The organism is Mucilaginibacter sp. McL0603 (genome assembly GCF_049992945.1).
GTDB lineage: Bacteria > Bacteroidota > Bacteroidia > Sphingobacteriales > Sphingobacteriaceae > Mucilaginibacter.
The window spans coordinates 2,234,124-2,255,941 of record NZ_CP188251.1 but is presented as its reverse complement, the minus strand read 5'-3'; the positions used below and the strand labels follow the sequence as shown (position 1 = coordinate 2,255,941).

Sequence of the window (21,818 nt, the reverse complement as noted above, 5' to 3'; positions counted from 1 at the left end):
CTTCCGAACTTCAAATCACTAACTCACTTATTTTTTAGCGGAAGAATCTTTCTTTGTTCCCTGATTACCAGACGGACCACTTACTTCTTTTCCCTCGCCATTATTTTCCGAAGCTTTATTACCGGGCTGCTCCTGTTTTTACAGTAGAACCATCTCTTATTTCTTCCGAAGCTGCCTTAACCAGTTGTTCACCGGGTTTTAAATCACCATAAATTGCAATATTATCACCCGCTTCGAGACCTTTTTGTACATTCACCCATTGAGCATGGTTGTTCACTATTTTTATTACAAAAACTTTCTCGGTGGATGTTACCACAGACGATTTTGGTACAATAATAGCACTATCCCTTGCCGGAAGCGGAACGCTTACATCAGCATACATATTAGGTAACAGTCTATTATCTTTATTTAAAATATCAATTTCCAGACGCTCAGATCTTAACTTCGTATCCAATGCACCGGCCAGGCGCTTTACTTGCGCGGTAAATTTCTCGCCCTGTAAAGCCTTTACAGTAAAGGTAACCTCGCTCTTGTTGCTTAATCCACCGGTAAAGTTTTCAGGAACGGATATAACAAGACGCAAACGTTTATGATCCTCGATAACAAACATGGGCTGATTACCATTACTACCTGATGGGCCGACATAAGTCCCCAGGTTAATATTACGAACAGTGATCACGCCATCAAAAGGCGCCCTGATCTGCAAATAATCCAGGTTAGCGGCAACCACTTTATAAGCTGATTTTGCCGCTTCCACATTGGCAGAATCTGATCTCATTTTGGCTTCTGCCTGCTCCAAATCATTTTGTGATACGGTACCGGGAGTTTTACTGGTGCTGTACAAACGGTCATAAGTAGCTTTATCAGCAAAATACACTGCTTTATTCTGCTGTATTACCGATTGCGCCTGTGCTAACTGCGAATTGATCTCCGGGGCCTCTAACGTGGCCAGTAATTGCCCCTGGTGCACCTGTGAGCCAATATCCACCAAAAGGGTTTTCACATAACTATTGATCTTCGCGAAAATATCCACCTGTAGAAAGGGCTGTAATTCTCCCGGAACGGTAATGTTAGAGGTTAATTTGCCTTTTGCAACAGTTATCAACGCGACTGTTGGTGTATCCAGTGTATTTTCCTGATCAACAGTTTGTACTTGTTCTTCTTTTTCTTTTTTACTTGGGCCGCAAGCACTTAACAGGCCCATGCCGGCTACCAGGGTTAAGGCTAAAAATAATTTATTTTTTGGGTTCTTCATGATGATGCAAAGGGACATAGAATTTACTTTCTTTATCTTCAGGGTCTAATGAAACAGATTGAGTTGTGGTATTGCCTTGTACCCAGGCAAAAACCAATGGTAATACAATTAATGCAGCAAATGTTGAGGCAAACAAACCACCAATAACTGCACGGCCTAATGGCGATGTCTGGTCGCCGCCCTCGCCCAAACCGGACGCCATCGGGAGCATACCCACAACCATGGCCAAACTGGTCATTAATATTGGCCGTATACGTAAAGTGACCGCCTCACGTGCCGATTTCAGGGCGTCACCATTTTGTTTGCGCAATTCTTCGGCATTGGTTACCAGTAACACTGCGTTGGATATGGATACACCCACCGACATGATCATACCCATGTAAGATTGCAGGTTGAGTGTGGCTCCGGTAATTTTTACCAGGAACAGGGCACCTCCCAATACTGCAGGCACAGTACAAAGTACCACTAACGATACCTTAAACGATTGGAAATTGGCTGCAAGCATCAGGAATATTACTAATATAGCAACTACCAGGCCTGATTGCAAGCTATCCAACGTGTCTGTCAGCGTTTGAGTCATACCGCGCAACTGCACAGTTAAGCCGCGTGGCGGTTTACCTAAACCGGCTAATGCTTTGTTTACGTCACTAGTAGCAGTCCCCAAATCCTTTTTGTTAATATTTGCGGTTACAGACAGTGTTGGCACCGCGCCGATATCATCGTTCTCGCCATTAGTCGTATCTATTTTAACTTCGGCCACATCACCTAAAACGGGTCTTGGTTGGCCGGCAACTACCGGTATTTCCCTAATCTCGTTTAAACTGGTCATTTTATACTCTGGCACTTCCACCTGCACCTGGTAACTCAAACCAACTCTTTCATCTATCCAGTTATTTTTTTCTGTTAAACGTGAAGAGGACGTGGAAGCCGTCAGGGTCCTGGAGATATCATTGATACTTACGCCTAACTCAGCCGCCCGCACACGGTCAATGTTAATATTAATTGCCGGATAGCGGAATGATTGCGCTATTTGTACATCCCGCAGGTACGGAATAGACTTTAACTGGTTGATCACCTTATAAGCGTAATCCACGTTCTGCTTTTTGTTCTTTCCGGTCACTGCTACTTCGATAGGCGTAGGCGACCCCTGGCTCAGGATTTTGTCAGTCAGCTCGATCGGTTCAAAAGAAAGTTTAATATCAGGCATAGCTTTTTTCATTGCATCCCTGATCCGTTCTTTTAACTCATCCAGATTTACTTTATAACTTTCAGCAAGCTGCACCTGCATAACAGACTCCTGCGGACCGGCCATAAACTGATAAATCGGATTAGTCGAAAAAGAAGATGGGTGCGTACCTACTACAGTTGATGTTATGGCTATATTTTCTTTACCTACCAATTTCTCCAATATGTGGAGCGTTTGGATGGCTGTAATTTCTGTACGCTCAAGCCTGGTACCATCCGGGCCGCGCAAACGCATCTGGAATGTGCCTGAATTTACTTTGGGCAGTACATCACGCCCGATAATAGTAAACAGTATAGCCGCAAATCCGAACGCGGTAACCACGTAAAACAAAACAATCAGTTTCTTATTTGGCATCAGGACACGGTCCATAATACCCAAATACCACCCCCTGAATTTTTCAAAGCCAGTCACTTTACCATCAGCATGATGCTCCAGCGCTGCTTTAACAGATTTCTCTTTTGCGGCCGCCGGATCGCCTTCATCATCCATTGCATAGTCTTTTTTCTCATGCTCGTTCTTCATCAGCCAATTGGCCATAATTGGCACAAAAGTCTGCGCCAGCATATAGGAAGTGATCATGGAGAATGCGATAGCCAGGGAAAGCGGCAGGAACAATGCTCCCGGTATACCCGTCATGGTGATGGCCGGTGCAAATACCGCCAGGATACAAAACAGGATCAACAATTTTGGAAAAGCGATCTCCTTACAGGCATCCCATATGGCAAGTGCCTTTGGTTTACCCATATCAAAATGCTGGTGTATGTTCTCTATCGTTACTGTCGATTCGTCAACCAAAATACCAATTGCCAGCGAAAGGCCGCTCAGCGTCATGATGTTAATGGTTTGATGAAACAGCGACAAGAAAAATATAGCCGAGATCACACAGGTTGGGATGGTAAGGATCACGATCAATGCCCCACGCCTGTCACCCAAAAATAGCAGCACCATCAACCCCGTCAGTATCGCACCTATCGCCCCTTCTTCGGCCAAACTTTTTACTGCATTAATTACATAAATTGATTGGTCAAAAACAAACGACAGCTTAACATCGGGTGGCACCAAAGCCTGGAAACGTGGAATAGCTTTTTTCAGATTTTGTACTACCTCCCATGTTGACGCGTCCGCTGATTTAGTGATCGGCAGGTAAACCGACCGCTTACCATTAATTAATGCATAACCAGTGGTAATATCAGCTGCATCCTCAACCGTGGCAACATCATGCATAAAAACAGTCTGAACGCCGTTCTTTACCAACGGTATATCAGCAAATTCAGGAATTTTTTTAATGGTGGTATTAGCCGGCGTCAGATAGTTATAATCCCCTACCCTCACGTTACCTGCAGGCGTATTTTGGTTATTATCACGCAGTGCCAGTACAATTTGGTCAGGAGTTAAATTATGTGCCCTCAGCAATGCAGGATCAACCTTGATAACTACCGTACGCTGGTTACCACCAAAAGGTGCAGGAGCTACAAGTCCGGGTACAGTCGTAAATGCTGACCGGACATAGACCAACGCAAAGTCGAGCAACTCATTATTGCTTCGCGTAGGGCTACTTAGTACTAATTGCCCTACCGGAAGTGTAGAGGCATCAAACCGCATTATAAACGGTGGCTGCGACCCTTGCGGGAAACCAGCCTGCGCCCTGTTGGTATAGGCCGTCACCTCCGCTGCGGCCTGGGCCATATTAGTGCCCTCGTAAAAAGTAACTTTAATAAGGGTTAATCCCTGTATATTTTTTGTCTCGATGGTTTTAACGCCGGACACAAACAACAGCAAGTTGACGTATTGCTTACCAAAATAAGCCTCCATCTGGTCGGGTGTAAAACCGCCATAAGGGTGAGACACGTAGATAACCGGTAAGTTTAAATCCGGAAATATATCGATTTTAATGGTGCGGACGGCATTAATCCCGAAAAAGAATAAGCCCGCTACGATAACCAATATGGTGATTGGTCTCTGTAGCGCTCCTTTAATCATTCCCATCTATTTTTTTTTTGTTTTAGATTAAAAATTATTTATAAATAGCCCAAAATCGCCTGTAGCTGCGGCTTTAAACAATAATGCCTGCCAAACATTATTATATGTGATGGCCTGATCTACTTCGGCACGGTTCAAAGTGAACAATGCTTGTGTAAAATCGACAATATTGGCAAGGCCATTTTTATATAAGGTATATTTTTGGATATAAGCATCGTTGGACGCACTTACCTCCACGGGCACCTCACGATAGTTTTTAAGTGCGTTATATATACGTGTCTCTGCCAATATCTGCTGATCGTGCAATTGATCTTCTACCAGGTTGTATTCATTTTGAAATTGCTCAGAAATAAATTTCTGTGATTTTACCTGGTAATGCACCCTAAACGGATTTGTAATATTCCATGTGAAGCCCACGCCAAACAGATAATTGTATCTTGTGGGGTCTACGCCGCTTCCATAACTACCGTTATAGGTGGTCGGATCAGTTGTATAAGCTGAGCCAAAACCCGAACCCCTTCCCTGGTAAACACCAAATAAGCTAAGAGTAGGATAGCTAAATGTTTTTAAATATTTAGCCTGCTCGTCGCTTACACCTATCCGGTTGCGATAAAATTTTAATAAGGGGTGTTCATCGGGACTAACAGTCGGCTGCTGATCTGTATTCTTAGGCGTTTTGCTTACAAATACGCTATCCAGCAAAAAATTTTGTGGCGGGATGCCGAGAAAATTGGCAAGTTGGTTGCTTTGATCCAGTACTGTTTGCTCTGCATTGGTTAAGGATATCCTGGCGTTAGAAACTTCTGCATTTGCCAAAGACGAGTCCACACCGGGATTAAGCCCGTTTTTAACTCTGGCTACAACCACCGTTTGAAGGTCGATACTTCGGTCGAGGTTGTCCTGCGCGGCTTTGTCTAATTGCTGCGCGGCCAACAAATTCAGATAAGAGGTTGCTACCCTTATCTGGTGCTCAAACTGCTCCTGGGCGAGGTCGTTTTCATCAAGCGAAACTATGGTTTTCTGCACCTTAACTTTTTCTTTTGCCCGCCCGAACGCGAAAAAATTCCAGTTAACGTTTGCAAGGTACAACGCGCCGAAAGCCGCGTTCCAGTTTTGATTAGGCAGTGCCGGACCAGATGAAGCCACGCTTAATCCGGCGCCATAAAGAGGACCGTTTTGACCGTTGACAGTTCCGTAATCCTGTTGGGCAGATAGATTGACATCCGGCAGGTATTCTGTTTTTGTTTCTGTTAAGAAAGCTTTTGAGGCATTTAGCTGGCTCGCCTTTGCTTTAATAGATGCGTAATTGCTGAGTGCAATTTGTTCCGCTTCTTTTATAGTAAGTACTTTTTGGCCAAGTGCCTGAAGAACAAATAAAACACTCAGAATGGTCAAAATGGAATGTTTTAATGATATGTTTACCATAAGTGTAAAATTAACACAGCAAAAGTAGAGATAAACTTATATATGAAAATAATGAATTAAATTTGTTACAATTATTAAAATATCTAATAATGAATATCGCATTACATCATTTCCGGTTAGTGGATACTATATCAAAAGAGGGTACATTAACTAAAGCAGCTAATACTTTACATCTTACACAGTCGGCCCTAAGCCACCAGTTAAAAGAGCTGGAGCGTGAGATGGACGTGGAAATATTTAAACGTCAGGGGAAAAGATTGCATTTATCTGACCAGGGCTATCGTTTTTTGCGCAGTTCGGAGAAAATACTGGCTGAGTTAAAATCACTTGAAGAGGATATCACCAACTATAAAATGGGACGTACGGGTAAACTAAGTATCAGTATGCAATGTTATACGGCTTATCATTGGCTACCGGGTATTATTAAATATTATAAAAAACGCTGGCCTGATATTAATATCCAGATCCTATCAGACGCTACCCGCCGCCCGCTTGAATACCTGATGAACGGTGATTTGGACATCGGCATTATACGCACACAAATGGTAAATACCCGTATCCGTTATGAGCCTATTTTTGAGGATCAGCTAACAGCAGTAATGAGCAAAGATCATCCTCTGGCTAAAAAAGATATTATTGAGATAACCGATTTTCATGGAGAGGAATTAATATTGCCGCTATATGACCCCTCCTACCAGGACACCCCGGTTATTGAGGCATTGATAGAAGCACAAAAGGTAAAACCGAAGACTTTGCATCGCATACATTATACTGACGCAACTATTGAAATGGTGAATGCCGGTTTGGGTATCACTGTTATGGCCGACTGGATAGTTGAACCTTATTTAAAAGACAGAAACATCATAACAAAACCCCTGCACCACAGTGTAGCCCGAAGAGCTTGGTTTGCAGCCACCTGCAAACAAACACCGGCTATTTTAAATTTCCTGGAATGTTTAAAATTGTATTTTTCTGGTGCAGACATGAGTATTGATGAAACTGAAAATCAGCAACCGGTACAAGATCAGATCGTCCAAAAACAAACAGGGATACCACAAGCTGCAGCACCGGTTACCAGGTTCAATAAGCCTTTTAATTCTGCACAAAATTTTAAAAATTATCAGTACTAAAAATTTAGGTCATTTAAATATTTTGTAGTAAATTACCCTTTATTGCATTATACCTAAGCCGTGAGAAGCTTATGAATAGACCGCCTTATATTCTATTTCTGATGATTTTGATTCTGGCTTGTAAAAAGCCATACAATCCCCCTGCTATTACAAGTAAGAACAATTATTTGGTGGTAGAAGGGCAGATTAATACCGGGCCTGACTCTACAATAATAAATTTAAGCCGCACCGTAAATCTTTCAGCCAAAACTACTCTAAACCCCGAGTTAAATGCAATAGTGACTGTTGAGGATAATCAAAACCGTAGCTATATCATTAATGAGATTGGGAAGGGTAAGTATGCTGCACCTGGCTTAAACTTACCCGCCACTGCGGAGTGCCGCTTGCGAATAAAAACGGCCAATGGCAAAACCTATCTTTCAGATTTTATTACGCCTAAAATTACACCTCCAATTGATAGTATTGGATTTGTTATCCAAAAAGATGGCATACAAATTTATCTCAATACACATGACCCCACGGCAAACTCGCGTTATTATCGTTGGGATTATAATGAAACCTACATCTTCCATGCTTTTTATGATTCCTATTATAAAATAGTAGATGGCAAGCCTAAATTCAGGGGCGCAAATGAATCTGTATACCAGTGCTGGAGAAGCGATACATCAAGCACGATAGTTTTAAATTCATCTGCCAAATTAGCTCAGGATGTAATCTATCAAACGCCCATTACCTTTTTACCATCCACATCAGAGAAATTAGAGGACAGGTATAGTATACTGGTTAAACAATTTGCGCTTACACCGGTTGAGTTTGATTACTACCAGAATCTAAAGAAAAACACACAAGAATTAGGAAGTATTTTCGATGCTCAACCATCACAATTACAAGGCAATATTCAATGTGTAAGTAATCCTTCTGAGCCGGTTATTGGATATATAACGGCAGGTACCATAGCAGAAAAGAGAATTTTTATCGACAGCCGATATCTTCCCGCATGGCATGCGACTACATTTTATGACACTTATGGCTGTGCAATAGATACAATAACTGTAAAAGATTCAACTCATTATCCGTATTTTTATGGAACGATCCCACCGCTATATTTACCTACAACATTACCCAGCGCGGCTGCTTACCCTATATGTGTGGATTGTTCATTAAGAGGCACACTTGTTAAACCTGTTTTTTGGAAATAGAAATATAATGTAATATGCGCAAATGGAACTGGCTGGTCATCTTCTTATACTTTGCAAATATGTATGCATATGCCCAGGTCACGGCTAAGCCTTTTCCGCAACACGTGCAGTATTCTAAAGGTAGCATAAAACCTAACCAAGTCACTCAGGCACGTTTAGATCAACTAACACTGAATTTTTACAATCAATGGAAGACACGCTATGTCAAACCGGGCTGCCATCCTGGTGAATATTATGTCTGGTATGAACTAAAAGGGAAACAATGTGTATCTGAAGGGCAGGGTTACGGCATGATCATTTCTGTACTAATGGCTGGCGCAGATTCATCAGCCAAATCAACTTATGATGGCCTGTATAAATATTACAAAGCACATCCGGGTGTACATCCATACCTGATGGCCTGGGCCCAAAACAAAAACTGTACAGATATTGATAAAAGCTCGGCAACAGACGGGGACATGGACATTGCCTATTCCTTGTTACTGGCAAACAAACAATGGGGAAGCAATGGACGGATCAATTATCTAAAAGAGGCAAAAAATATAATCGCTGTAATTATGCAGCATGAGATCAATTTACATACCTATTCGATATTATTAAGCGATGGGGTTGAATATGATAGCAAGGATTATAACGATATGCGATCCTCAGATTTTATGCCGGCAAACTTCAGAGCATTTCAAAATGCAACAAACGATGCAAGGTGGGGAAAGGTAATCAGTAATGGTTATACACTCTTTAGCTACATAGCGCAAACTTATAGTGAGGATGCCGGACTAATACCTGATTTTATTTGTCATGTAAATAAAAATCCAGCTCCGTCACCACCACATTATCTTGAATCGCGCTTTGATGGCTCTTACTATTATAATGCTTGTCGTGTTCCCTGGCGTGTAGCCACTGATTACTTGCTTACAGGTGATGTCAGAGCAAAAGGCATTAACGATAAAATAAACCGATGGATAAGGGAAACCACCAAAGGTAATCCGGATAACATCTCAGCGGGATATACTTTAGCCGGTAATGATCTAAAAGCGCATTATTTTGAAGCACTTAGCTTTATAGGCCCGTTTGCCGTATCAGCTATGGTCGATTCAAAGAACCAGCAATGGCTGAATGCTGTTTGGGATTACCTGGTAAATTTCAAATTGCTGGATTATGATTATTATGACAACAGTATCAAATTACTGAATATGATTGTGTTGTCAGGAAATTATTGGAAAGTAAGTTAAGCCCATCTCTTTCTTAATTAATCAAATCGTTAGCAGTATTCTGCCCGCTTGTCAATGCCGCCTCCACAGTACCCATTGCCGGGCCATCATACAAATACTCACCGGCAAAATAGATGGTTTTATTAATTGGAGTACTTAATATTCCCCTTGCTTCAGGTGCTTCTACCGTATCATAAGCATATGAACCACGGGTAAATGGGTCGGCAGTCCAGTTTGATATATTCCAGGCTATTAAGTTTCCCTTTAATTCTTCGATACTAAGTTTAAAAATATTGGATAGCGATTGGAGGCTCTGCTGAAACAACTCTTCATTTGTTGCATTCTTTTTCTTCTCGGCTGGCGGACCGCCAAGCCAACCTGTAAGCACTGTTGAATGTGTGGGATATTGTGTCCACCAGGTAGGTATTTCTTCTTTTGACAGCAGGAAACTCATTTCCTTTAAAGAATCACCCGCAAGCTTAGCTTTTTCTTCATCCTCCCAAAAAGCTTTTTTAAACTCCAGTAATATTTTAACGATAGCTCCAAACCCCATTTGTTGTATGGCTTCCTGGTATTGTGGAATTGAGGGACTAATGCTAATAGCCCCCTCTTCTGAAGCAGCAGCTTGCAAAACACCCAAAGGCAATGCTATGATCACTTTTCCAGCTTTATAGCTCACTTCATCAGTAGTAATAACCTCCACATGGCCATGTTCCCAATGAATTCTCTTTACAACTGAATTTAAAAATAACTGTGCCCCTTTTCTTTTGCTTTCAGTTGCCAGGTAACTGATCATTTTACAATAACCATTTTTTACACGGTGTTGCGCATTATCGTCTTCACTTTGCCATTCTTTTCTCAAGGCAAATACACTCGCCTTAAACGGATCAGCCCCATCATATCCTGCAACAAACCTGCTCACCCAATCTCTTAACCCATCATATTTATTTTCACTAAATTCCCGTTGTAAAAAATCGCCTATACTGGTGTCTTGTTCCAACTTGCTTAGCTTTTGCATCAATAAGTTCCAATGATCTATCTGCTGATAATCTTTTGAAAATTTGCCATCACTATAATGCCACATTTCACCTGATGCAGGGATCATTTGAATACCTGCTTCTTTCAATAATTTCAAAGTTACAGGCAGATCGCCGTGTACAAATTCGGCCCCTAATTCGGCGTATTTAAAAAAGGAAGTATCATCCAACGTATGTATTCTGCCCCCTGTACGGTTTCGCGCTTCAAGAACAATCACTCGTTTCCCAGCTTTGGTTAATTCATAAGCTGCCATTAAACCAGTGGCACCGGCACCGATCACTATTACTTCTGTATTTTTCATGTGAGATAACGCAAGTTAAAATGTATTTAAGGTTGATGCAATAGCCCCCTCTAAATCTCCTCCGCCAGATGGGGGAGAGACTTTTTTATTTTTTTTTAGCCCTCCCTTATGGGGAGGGTTGGGTGGGGCTAAACACAAAAGCCCCGGTTGAAACGGGGCCCTGCTATAAAAGTGATTGGTTGATTCTATTTAATATTGGTATTTAAGCTAATTACCTGTTTCTCCACATTCCATCCCTCAACCAAAACAGTTGGGTCGCCATTACCCAATTTTGCAACCGGTGCACTTACCGAAACAGTGATACTTTCCCTTGGTGCCAACGTAAAATAATTGCCCGTCCAGTAGCTTGGCATTACTTCTTCGCCATTCTTCATCAATTGAGGACGTACAAAAAATGCCAGCTTATCTGTATTATTGGCTATCTGTAACGTCCACTTGTTCTCGCTTTTTCCTTTTTCAGTTTTTAAAACTTTTACTTGTACGTGTGCGCCCTTAATTGTGTTCAGTGAATTAAAGTCATCACCTGGTGATAGCCAGTAAACATTATGCGAAATAACCTTACCACCAGCATCTTTCAAATTCATCACCACAAAACAAGCTTCTTTTATTCCTCTTAATACATCCTTTAATTGAATAACCTCTTGTGTTCCGGCAGTAGCAAGACCAATGTGCTCCGCATGAGAATTCCTGATCAATTTGCTATCAATATTATAGATATTTACTTCAGCAATAAGGGTTCCGGTAGCATGATGCAAACGATTGATCACTGCTGCTGTTGAATCGTCCTGGTTAAACTGGATATGCAAAGGCTCGCAAGCATTTTGCATGGCATAATATCCTGCATTAGGCTCCAGGTACCAGTCGTATATCTGCCAAACAACACTTGGCAATGCTGCATTTAATTTCCATAGCATTACCCCACCGGTTTCATTCAATTTATGTCCTGCTGCTTCAAATATGCCCTGATAACCTACATAGTTCATCAACTGCATTTTATCCGAGAAGTTGACCATGGTTGTTGGGGTTCCGTATCGTTTAGCCATTTCGCTGTAATACTTATCATATTGTGCCGCCCCTGTTGCCGCGTCATGGTATCCCCATGAATTATTGAGCGGGAAAGGCAATTTAGTATCCCAAACCAAATTTGGAATAGTCTTGGCCAAAGTGGTATATGGTGGTTGAGACGGGATACCGGTCTCATCTTTAAATACCCAATCGCGGCCGGCATCAGCCAGTTTGTAATATGCCCTGGGATCTTGCCATGCATATGGGCCACCGCTATAAACACCTGATGGCATATCATCCGGGTATGAACCTTTCCATCCGGCGGGCAATTTTGCAAATCCTGATGAGCTTGGTATAAATGGCCTTGTTCCATCCATCGCAATAATATTATCACGCATGGCATCATATAATTCCTTGCGTGCATGCCCTTCGTTACCGCCTGTCCACACCAATAAGCTTGGATGGTTGCGGATGCGGTAGATAGTACTCTTTACATTATTGATAAATACATTACTTTCCAATGGCCAATCCGGCGAGCCTTTAAATTCGCCTTGTGTATCGCCTGTTACCCAAAAGTCCGACCATACCATCAGCCCATATTTATCAGCGGCATTCCAAAAAGCATCTGGAGGAGTTACCCCCCCACCCCAGATACGCACAAGATTAACATTAGCATTTCGGCACAAGTGCATTTCGTAATCATAGCGTGCTGAATCGCGGTTAACCATCATATCAGGCACCCATGCCCCACCGTCCAAGTGCACCCGTTTGCCGTTAACATAAAAATCACGTCGCACAAAACCATTCACGGTAGTTGCTTTTGAGCTTACAGTACGGATACCGAACACAAAGGCGGTATCGTCTTGTATACCTGAGGCATCGGCATATTGCAACCTAATGCGATAGAGATTGGCCCGGCCATAGTTATTAGGCCACCATAAATGAGGCTGATGAATTATAAACTGACTTATTTTATTAGCATCCAAGCTAACCTCCGATACTGAATTTGCTTTTACCTCTTCGGTTTGTGAAAACTGAACAGGTACGCCCGCGAAGTTTTCAGGTTTAATACTTACTGTAAGTTTACCATTTTTAGCCGAGTTGGTATTGTTAGATAAACTCAGGTTTAATGATAATTTAGCCGTACTCGTATCAGGCAGATTAGGTAACTCAGTCACCAATTTAGGGCGGCCAATGGTTACCGCACCGGTAGTACGAAGATAAATCGGCTGCCATATTCCCATATTCCTGTCTCGCACAGGCGGCATCCAGTCCCATCCTACCGAGCAAAGCATAGTTACATTTTTACCGATATCCCCTGTAGGCCCACCATTTTCGTAAAATGGACCTAAAGCCTGTAATTGCTCCTTAGCAGGATATCCCGGATAATCTAATGGATATATCTCAACAGCAAGTGTATTGTCACTACCGGCAATTATTGCTTTGCTTACATCCAGGTTATGTTCCGCAAACATGCCCACCATTTTGGTCGAATCGGCAATTTGTTTGCCATTAACCCAAACCGCGGCACGGTAGTTTATTCCTTTAAATATTAATTGAAAATGGCGTCCTTTATCTGCCATCGGCACTTTAAATGTGGTGCGGTACCAGTAAGGCTTTTTCCATGGATTAGTGCCATTGGGCAGATAACTGTATTGTTCCAGGTTATATTCTTTATTGAACTGATCCGATGCATCAGGTATCAGCATATTGTTTAGTCCCTGATATGGATCAGGATATATATGATTGGCAACTAAGCCGGTAAGCACCGTTGACGGCACCCTAACCGGGAACTAGTAAATACCTGAATGATAATTTGAGTTGGATAACTCACTGCCATTTTCTTTAACAAGTGACGAGGATTGCAGATCGAAATTGATCAGCTTAACCTGCTTAACCGTTCCATTTTGTGCCCACGTATTTGCAACAAAAAATAAGTTAATAAGCAGCATTAAGGCTGATGAATAAAAAGTTCTTTTCATTAGTACAAATTAATTCCTGTAAAACTACTTAACAATGCCAAGGCAGTACTGTACTAATTTATCCTTTTATTATACTATTTTGAATTAAGTTGCAGTATATTTTTATCAAACTGTCGCACTTACAAAATTCTATGGAGGTCTTTAGTCTCATAATATTTTGTAACTACAATATTACTGTGTACTTTTCGCCATAATCAGTATTTATAATGCTGATAAACTATATTAGCTAACAGGCCAATTAACTATTCCTAACAAGCAATTATATCGTGATATACCGGACTACATCAAAAAGGAAGCTTTTCCGTTTAGCTATTATTTTAGTGCCCCTGCTAATTGTTTGTTCGCAATGCTTTAATCTCAAAAAACACGAAGATCCCCGGGGCGATACTTATGCCGGATCGCAAACCTGCGTAAGTTGTCATAAAAATATCTACAGTTCCTATTTGCATACTGCGCACTTTATGGCATCGCAACCTGCCAATGCCAATACTATTCTGGGCAGCTTCGCAAAGGGTTCAAATGATTTTCTGTTTAATGACCACATGAAGGTATTAATGGAAAAGCGCGACAGTGGATTTTATCAAACCAGCTATATTGATGGCAAACCACAACAGTCACAACGTTTTGATATAGTATTTGGAGGGGTAAAAGGGCAAACCTATGCCTATTGGGTTTCTAATGAGTTATTTCAGTTGCCTATATCCTATATAACTAATAAACATGAATGGTTAAATAGCCCGGGCTATGCTCCTGATAAAATAATTTTTGAACGTGCTATTGGTACCAAGTGCCTCGATTGCCATGCATCCTATATTAAAGAGGCACCTCCGGCAATACCGGGCTTTAATGGTAATTCTGAAGGATTTGAGAAAAGCACGCTTATTTATAGCATTGATTGCGAAAGATGCCACGGGCCTGCAGCAGAGCATGTTAAATTTCACACAGAAAATCCCGACGAAAAGCAAGCAAAATTTATTGCCACATTCAAGTCGTTAACACGCGATCAGAAAATAAATATGTGTGCTATCTGTCATTCGGGTGCCAATAGCCATATGCCCAAACCTACATTTGGTTATAAACCCCAGGATACACTTACTAAATATATGATACCATCGCCCGAATTGGATTATAAACATATTGATGTGCATGGTAATCAACGGGGTTTACTCGAAAGCAGTAAATGCTTTATCGGCAGTAAAATGGATTGTTCTACCTGTCATGATACCCATATAAATGACCGGGGTAATACTTTACTATATACCGCCCGGTGCATGGCTTGTCATAATAATGACAGTCATAACATCTGTAAATTATCAAAACAATTAAGCCCGGACGTGTTAAAAAGCAATTGTATAGCATGCCACATGCCTGCTTTTGCTTCAAAGGTTATTGTATTAGAGCAAGCAGGTACCCCAGTCCATACCCATCATATTGCCATTTATCCTGAAGAAACCCAAAAGATCCTTGCATTTTTGAAAACAAAATCTGGTGGAGCATCCGCTGACAAATAATTCAATAAAAAAAGCTGGCCCGATCGATGTCAGGCCAGCTTTTTTAAGTAGTAATACTTGCCGGTTATTTTTTAGTATGATTTTCTAAAATTATGAATGGCAAATGTACATTCCAAAATGGTTTCAAGTCAGCTTGAATAGCTAAACCTGTCGAATAGTTACTCAACACAATGTCAGGCCTGCCACCATGGCCATTATTAATTGTATCTATGCTCATCCAACGGCCGTAATTACTTACTGGTACAGCATGAGGCTTAAAGCTCATTGATTTATCCTGTTCAAAATAAATAAAGCCTTCAGAAGGGCTACCCTTCAGATCAGCAAAAAAAGCGCAGGTGGCTATATCAATATCACCGTCTCCATCAAAATCAGTTGCAATTGCTTTGGTACAGCCGTTGATGGGATAAAAATAACTTTGTTTAAAATTCCAGTCCCCCTGATTTGTGAAAATATAAAGGCCATGATAAGGTTTCATAATGCGCGAATCTCTGAAATTGTAACCACTGGTATAAATCAAATCGAGCTTACCATCATGGTTTATGTCAGTCAACTGAAAACTGGTTGATCCATAAACCGGCGGAAAACGCAACAATGTTTTTGATGTAAATCCCCCTTTATGATCATTTAAGAATAGCCATAATCCCTCATCGCTGCTCCCAAATAACACCATCAGGTCTGGCCATCCATCATTATTAAAATCACCCACCTGTGCCTGTACTGCACCGGCTTTATTGATAATAGTACTTTGTGTAAAAGAATGATCAGATTTTTGAGTTAATAAATAAACTGCCCCTGCTTTATTTCCCTGCGAACAAATTACCCAGTCGTTTAGTCCATCCTTATTAAAATCTCCGGCTACGGTTTGTACCGGCCTTGACAGATCACTGGAAAGCAATTCGGGATTAGCTATCTCGCTTTTCTCATTAAGATTCACTTTCATCACTTTTCCGTTGGGAAAGTCCATTGGTAGCAACTCGCCCACACATGAAACTATGGCCACATCAGCACCTTTATCATCCTTTATAAAACTGGCACTCACACCCGGGGAAGGAAGTTCGGCTACTGCACGCATTTTAAGGTCCTTATCCCATTCAAATAGTTTATTTATTCGCGCATCGCTGGTATATATTTTCCGGGTTGATTGATCTACAACCGCCATTGTGGTAAAAGCAATCTCTTTATTTTCCGACGGTTTTTTTAAGCTGAAACCCGCCCAATCATTTAGCAGAGGAGCAGGTGGCTTAGGTGTCGGTAATGCGACAGGTGCCAATCTATTATAATAAGCAACTAATATTTGCCAATTATCTAATGAAATCCCAACGCTATCAGCTGTTTTTTTGAAATACCCGCCTCCATAAGTTGAAAGTCCCAGGTAATGTGACATAGCCGGGAGGGTGTGGTATTTCCACACATCTTTGTTAAGCGCATCAGTTGGAACCTCCTGGTGGCATTTGGTACAATAAATTTGAACCAGTTTTGCGCCATCAGCTATAGTATCGCCCGTAGGCTGAAAAACGTTGGTTTTGCTCTTGCATCCGTTAAATAACACACTTCCTGAACACAGAAGTACAAACAATAGCAGATAAGTAGTATAAAGTCCGGTTTTAGTAAATTTCATATTCTATAAAAAAATTCTATTTAGTCAATTTTAGTTTTTGCCAGATGAATTCACCTACCTTGTTGCCTTGCTCGGCTCCCATCAGTGAACTGTTTTTGTAATGGATACCGCCATAGAACCTGCTCATCGCCGTTTCCTGTGCAGCTTTGTTGAACGAGTCAAAATGCCTTTGCAGACCGATGTAATGCAGGTCGCTGGTATCCTGGAATTTATAGTTATCACCAAACACATGGGTCAGCACGGTAGCCGAGGCTGCACTGATCGTGCTGTGCCCTGCCGTATATTCCGGGAAGGGTGGGGTCTGCAGCAGCGGCAGCCAGTCATGATCGATCTTCTCATTGATCACCGATACCGGCCTTTCGTAGCTGTAATTGTATTTCACCTGCCAGCAGGTGATGAACGATTCAAACAGGGCAACAGAGGTCAGTGCATAAGCCTGGGCTGTCTTTATCGCACCGGCGTGGCTTTGCTTGCAGGCAATGGCCGTGATTCCCATCCAGTGCCCCCCCGGGGTGATCTTCTTATCGGCAAACATCATATGGCCGTTATGTACCACCACAAAAGGGTTATCATCCCAGTAAGTGGCGATCGTCTTTTGTTCTTTGCTCAGCGATTTGTTTTGCTGGTATACTTCCATCGCCTGTTTAAAAAAGGCGCTGTTCTTGTCCTCACTGTAAGCGGGTGGCGGTGGTGGCGGGAACTGCGAGGCCGAATCGATCAGCAGCGGGTGTATCTGTCCCCAGCAGAACTCTACCCCATCCATATAGTCGGGTGGCGTAGGGCGCCATTTGCCCGGATCGCCGCTGCCCAAATATTTGGGTTTGCCGCGGCTCTGCGGGTAATAGTCCATATTAGCCCTTTTCAGGATCATCTTGCCGATCTTTTCGCCAAAGTCCATTGAGCGGGTATAGGTCTTCTCGTCCAGCTGATCCTTAAAGCGGGCATATACGCCGTCTTCATACTTTTTCAGCGTATCAACCGAAAAAGTCACTTTATGCGCTACGGTAAAAAAAGCTTTGGTGGCTGCCAGTGTATAGTTGTACTGTTTCCCTTTCTCCGGTTCGGGCGGGTTGCCGAAGCCTTTGAGCTGCGCGGTGATCGAATTGTATTTCGGATCAGCATAACGGATGGCCTCATAAGCAGCCAGCGAGGTATAGCCATAGATCCTGGAGGCTACCGGCGGGGTGAACACATCATATATGATCACGTTCGTCAGCTGGTCTTCGTTCGTATGCAGCACCGAGGCATCGTCCGGCGGGGCTGCTCCTTTATGACTGCAGGAGGACGCAAAAACAGCCAGTGTAATTGCAAATAATATTTTAATGGTTCTCATTTTAAATCTTTGTTGACGGGAATACTCCTTGTATGCCCATAATTATCTGTAATAGTAACCGATGTTATCGTATCATCAATATTCATAAACCTGCCAGATTGAGACAAGAACGAATCACCATAATAAAATTCCTGCTTTACGGTCTTTCCATTTTTATAAGTTATAGTGGCAAACATATCCAGTGGCTCCAACTTAACTGTATGGATATTTCTTTTAAGCTCAAATATTTTCATCGCATCCCTGTTTTGGCTGGCTGCAAGTAAATACTTTCCATGTGCACCAGTCAGTTTAACTAATGCTTTACCGTTACCCGGTATATAAATACCACTTTGTAAAATGGTTAAAGGTTCAAAATTCCCTTTTCCGTCGCCTTTTAACATCAATCCGTTAAAAGCATCATAACGACCCGTGGTTATCTCAGTGCCGTAATCATTGCCGTTTATAACAACATCAAGGTTACCGTCTCCATCAAAATCTTCAACAGACATACCGCAAAGCTGTGATATTTGTGCCTGGACAGGTAAAGGTATCATAGTAAATTTGCCTTTTCCATCATTGCGCAGATAAACCGATTGTAACGTATTCGCTTTAAGCCTCAAGGCACCTTCCCGCATCTCGGGAGTGATTACCTGATCCATAGTTGCAGTAGCAAACGACTTGTAATTTTGAAATTTCACCCGCATTCCTATCATCTGTTTTATAATATCATCACGCGTGTGTACCGGGAACTCCTTCATATTACCGCTCTGATCCTTTAAAAACACGGAAGGGAAAGCATCGTAGCTGCCATTATTGTCAAAATCTTTTGCGGTTATATAGACCGGGTATTCATCACTTGCCTTAAAAAAGGTATTTAATCCGGTATTACCAACTATGTAGTCAATATCACCGTCATGATCAAAGTCACCGGCAACAATGGTATTCCACCAGCCAAATTTGTTCTGTACGCCAGTACCAGCTGTTACATTTTTGAATACACCATGATCATTTTTTAAAAACGTTACAGGCATCCATTCTCCTGCCAATATCAGGTCGGGCCAGCCATCATTATCAAAATCAGTAAATACAGCATCACAAACCAAGCCTATGTTTTTCAGATCTTTGGCAACAGATGCCGTTACATCTGTAAATTTGATATGTCCATCCTTGCTGTCATTACGCAAAATAAAACTCGAAACCGGTTTAGGATAATTCCACGGGTCAACACGGCCAGATACAAACAGATCAAGCTTCCCATCTTTATTATAGTCAACCGCTTTTACACATAATTTACTGGTGAAGTTTTTCGGCAAGGCATCTGTAGCTTCTGTAAAATTGCCTTTACCATCATTAATATAAAGCCTATCCTGGTAAAAACGTGAACCTGGATCATTAGCATAGCCACCGCTAGCCACATACAGATCCAGTTTGCCATCTCCATTGACATCAAGTAACAGCAGGCCTTCGTCCTTAAATTTATCCCTCTGATCCATCTGTGCAGGCGGCAATAAGCTACGCTGAATAAATTTACCATTAGGCTGTTGTAAAAATACCTGTGCCGGGTATTTAGATGTACCTCCAACAATAATATCATCCAATCCATTACCATCAACATCACCTACAGCCAAACCTGGTGAATATTCTGAAAGCTTATGTGGTAAGAGCTTTTGGACGCTAAAGTCAACGAAGTCCTGATCCTGGTTTTTATAATTAACACCGAGCATTCTTGTAACCTCGGTAAATAAGGATTGCTTGTCAATTTCAGGCTGATTAAATGTATATGGGTCTTTTGCATTGGCTATATTTACTTTTAGCAGCTGGTCAGCCTTTACATTTTGCAGTATTTGCTTTTTACCATTTTGCCAGCGTATAATAACCGAGTCAAGTACAGTAGCTTTCCCCATACCAAAATGAGCTATATTTTGTATGGTAGATAAATACCCTCTGAAAGGTGTGTTTTCATAAACCTGGTGTTTGTTATGGTCATAATAAATATCAGCCCATGCCCCTATTCCATCCCGGTTAAATTCTCCACCATTAAATTTAACATGTAAGTAATGACTGTTATTCGGATCCTTCTCGCGTGAAGTATTTTTGTAGATCATGGCCTCATCATCAATATTATTAATGATCAGATCCATATCCCCATCGTTATCCAGATCGGCATACACTGCACCGTTTGAAAAAGTTGGCGTTCCCAATCCCCAACTATTTGTTACATCATCAAATTCCAATTTGCCGTTATTTCTGAAGGCGAAATTCGGGATCTTTATTATTGGTATTTGATCAAGGATTTGTTTTTTGCTTGCAACAAAATAAGATTGAGCCCTAAAATTCATAAAATCATGATCCGTTACATCCCTGGGATAGCCATTGGTAATAATCAGATCCCTGTAACCATCATTATCAAAATCAGTAAGCATAGGACCCCAACTCCAATCAGTTTGCGAAACATTGCTCAGGAATGAAATTTCGCTAAAAGCAGGATCACCAATGGAGTCATTTTGTCCTACGCGTGGGCCCTGGTTTAATTGTAATGTGTTACGCGGATATTGATATTGATGCCCATAATGATCATAGTTCTGATACAACTGATAATTATCAGATCCCATGAACATTTTCTTACGATAATTATCAGGGGGATTCATATCCAGCTCAAATACATCGGCAAGCCCATCGTTGTTAACATCTTCGATGTCCTGTCCCATTGCACTTGAGGCGGTATGTTTAAAATATTCCTTTGATTTATCGGTAAACGTACCGTCATGGTTATTGATATACAATATATTATCGGGCAAAAAGTCGTTGGTTACATATATGTCTTTCCATCCATCGCGGTTAATGTCTACCGTAGTTGCTGCATGACCAAAGCCTTCTATTAATATGCCTGCCTGTTTAGACACATCATGGAATACGGGATGTTTTAAAACAGCGTCCCAATCGTTTCGATAAAGCCGGCCTGTGCTCCTTGCTGTTCCGTTTTTTACAATTGGTTTAAATAAACTTGTATTATCCGTCGGGTCAACCTCATTAACGGTCAGATACATATCCAGATCGCCGTCATTATCATAATCAAAGAATGACGCCATGGTTGAATGTACTGATATATCCAATCCATACTCTTCGCCCATTTCTTTAAAATGAGGAACCCCATTCTTATCCGGTCCCTGATTGATATAAAGCAAGTTACGCCTCTTTACAGAATCGTTTAATAAAGTATTACACACATAAATATCAGGCCACCCATCATTGTTAATATCAACAACGGCAACACCCCGCCCCCAGCCGCCTTTGCCTCCTACACCTGCTTCTGTTGTAACATCATCAAACTTCATATCACCTTTGTTAAGGTATAATCTGTTCGGTACCATATTACCAATAAAATAAATATCCTGCAGACCATCTCCATTAAAATCACCTACACCAACTCCGCCTCCATTATAGATATTGAGTTTATCTAATGGATTTATTGTATCATTCTCAATAACATTATTGTTGAAATGCACACCTGAATGAGATGAGGAAACTTGTTCAAACAGGGTTGGTTTTTTGCAGGAAACTAACAGAAAAAGGATAAAAAGATATAATAGATATTGAATCTTCAT

The 21,818-nt window shown here is 41.5% G+C and carries 13 protein-coding genes; 4 read left to right on the top strand and 9 right to left on the bottom strand.

Features of this window, described 5'->3' with window-relative positions:
* Positions 1-118: 118 nt before the first annotated feature.
* Genes ACPPVU_RS10555 through ACPPVU_RS10545 form a run of 3 tightly spaced genes read right to left on the bottom strand, consistent with a single transcriptional unit; the run spans position 119 to position 5,906 of the window.
* Positions 119-1,255, bottom strand: coding sequence for an efflux RND transporter periplasmic adaptor subunit (locus ACPPVU_RS10555; RefSeq protein ID WP_426671668.1), 1,137 nt, complete (start codon positions 1,253-1,255; stop codon positions 119-121).
* Positions 1,236-4,487: an efflux RND transporter permease subunit gene (locus tag ACPPVU_RS10550; RefSeq protein WP_426671667.1), complete on the bottom strand. Its 3,252-nt coding sequence runs from the start codon at positions 4,485-4,487 to the stop codon at positions 1,236-1,238. Before ACPPVU_RS10550 ends, ACPPVU_RS10555 begins: the two co-directional genes overlap by 20 nt.
* 21 nt (positions 4,488-4,508) lie before the next feature.
* Positions 4,509-5,906 carry a TolC family protein gene (locus ACPPVU_RS10545; protein WP_426671666.1) on the bottom strand — a complete coding sequence of 466 codons (1,398 nt, stop codon included), beginning with the start codon at positions 5,904-5,906 and terminating at the stop codon, positions 4,509-4,511.
* An 89-nt stretch (positions 5,907-5,995) separates the two neighbouring features.
* Here ACPPVU_RS10545 and ACPPVU_RS10540 point away from each other — a divergent pair, with 89 nt between their 5' ends.
* The 3 genes from ACPPVU_RS10540 to ACPPVU_RS10530 all read left to right on the top strand — a co-directional run bounded on the left by ACPPVU_RS10540 (position 5,996) and on the right by ACPPVU_RS10530 (position 9,467).
* Positions 5,996-7,036 carry a LysR family transcriptional regulator gene (locus tag ACPPVU_RS10540; RefSeq protein WP_426671665.1) on the top strand — a complete coding sequence of 347 codons (1,041 nt, stop codon included), beginning with the start codon at positions 5,996-5,998 and terminating at the stop codon, positions 7,034-7,036.
* Between the two features lie 101 nt (positions 7,037-7,137).
* Positions 7,138-8,235, top strand: coding sequence for a DUF4249 domain-containing protein (locus ACPPVU_RS10535; RefSeq protein WP_426671664.1), 1,098 nt, complete (start codon positions 7,138-7,140; stop codon positions 8,233-8,235).
* Between the two features lie 14 nt (positions 8,236-8,249).
* Positions 8,250-9,467 (top strand): glycosyl hydrolase family 8, encoded by a 1,218-nt coding sequence (locus tag ACPPVU_RS10530; protein WP_426671663.1) that lies wholly within the window; start codon positions 8,250-8,252, stop codon positions 9,465-9,467.
* Between the two features lie 13 nt (positions 9,468-9,480).
* Here ACPPVU_RS10530 and ACPPVU_RS10525 read toward each other — a convergent pair whose 3' ends face one another.
* From ACPPVU_RS10525 to ACPPVU_RS10515, 3 genes are all read right to left on the bottom strand, one after another.
* Entirely contained in the window at positions 9,481-10,785 is a 1,305-nt protein-coding gene (locus ACPPVU_RS10525) for a flavin monoamine oxidase family protein (protein ID WP_426671662.1), read from the bottom strand.
* Positions 10,786-10,970: 185 nt separating this feature from the next.
* Positions 10,971-13,499, bottom strand: coding sequence for a glycosyl hydrolase 2 galactose-binding domain-containing protein (locus ACPPVU_RS10520; protein WP_426671661.1), 2,529 nt, complete (start codon positions 13,497-13,499; stop codon positions 10,971-10,973).
* 84 nt (positions 13,500-13,583) lie between these two features.
* Positions 13,584-13,772 carry a hypothetical protein gene (locus ACPPVU_RS10515; protein WP_426671660.1) on the bottom strand — a complete coding sequence of 63 codons (189 nt, stop codon included), beginning with the start codon at positions 13,770-13,772 and terminating at the stop codon, positions 13,584-13,586.
* Between the two features lie 461 nt (positions 13,773-14,233).
* On the opposite strand from ACPPVU_RS10515, the gene ACPPVU_RS10510 reads away from it, so the two are divergent.
* Entirely contained in the window at positions 14,234-15,283 is a 1,050-nt protein-coding gene (locus ACPPVU_RS10510) for a hypothetical protein (RefSeq protein WP_426671659.1), read from the top strand.
* Positions 15,284-15,347: 64 nt separating this feature from the next.
* Here the strand turns inward: ACPPVU_RS10510 and ACPPVU_RS10505 are convergent, their stop codons facing one another.
* From ACPPVU_RS10505 to ACPPVU_RS10495, 3 genes are read right to left on the bottom strand one after another with little or no spacing between them, the layout of a single operon-like run.
* Positions 15,348-16,901, bottom strand: coding sequence for an FG-GAP repeat domain-containing protein (locus ACPPVU_RS10505; RefSeq protein ID WP_426671658.1), 1,554 nt, complete (start codon positions 16,899-16,901; stop codon positions 15,348-15,350).
* A 16-nt stretch (positions 16,902-16,917) separates the two neighbouring features.
* The gene (locus ACPPVU_RS10500) at positions 16,918-18,234 is read right to left on the bottom strand and encodes a vanadium-dependent haloperoxidase (RefSeq protein WP_426671657.1); all 1,317 of its coding nucleotides are present in this window, start codon (positions 18,232-18,234) and stop codon (positions 16,918-16,920) included.
* On the bottom strand, positions 18,231-21,818 hold the full coding sequence (locus ACPPVU_RS10495) for a VCBS repeat-containing protein (RefSeq protein WP_426671656.1): 3,588 nt from the start codon (positions 21,816-21,818) through the stop codon (positions 18,231-18,233). Before ACPPVU_RS10495 ends, ACPPVU_RS10500 begins: the two co-directional genes overlap by 4 nt.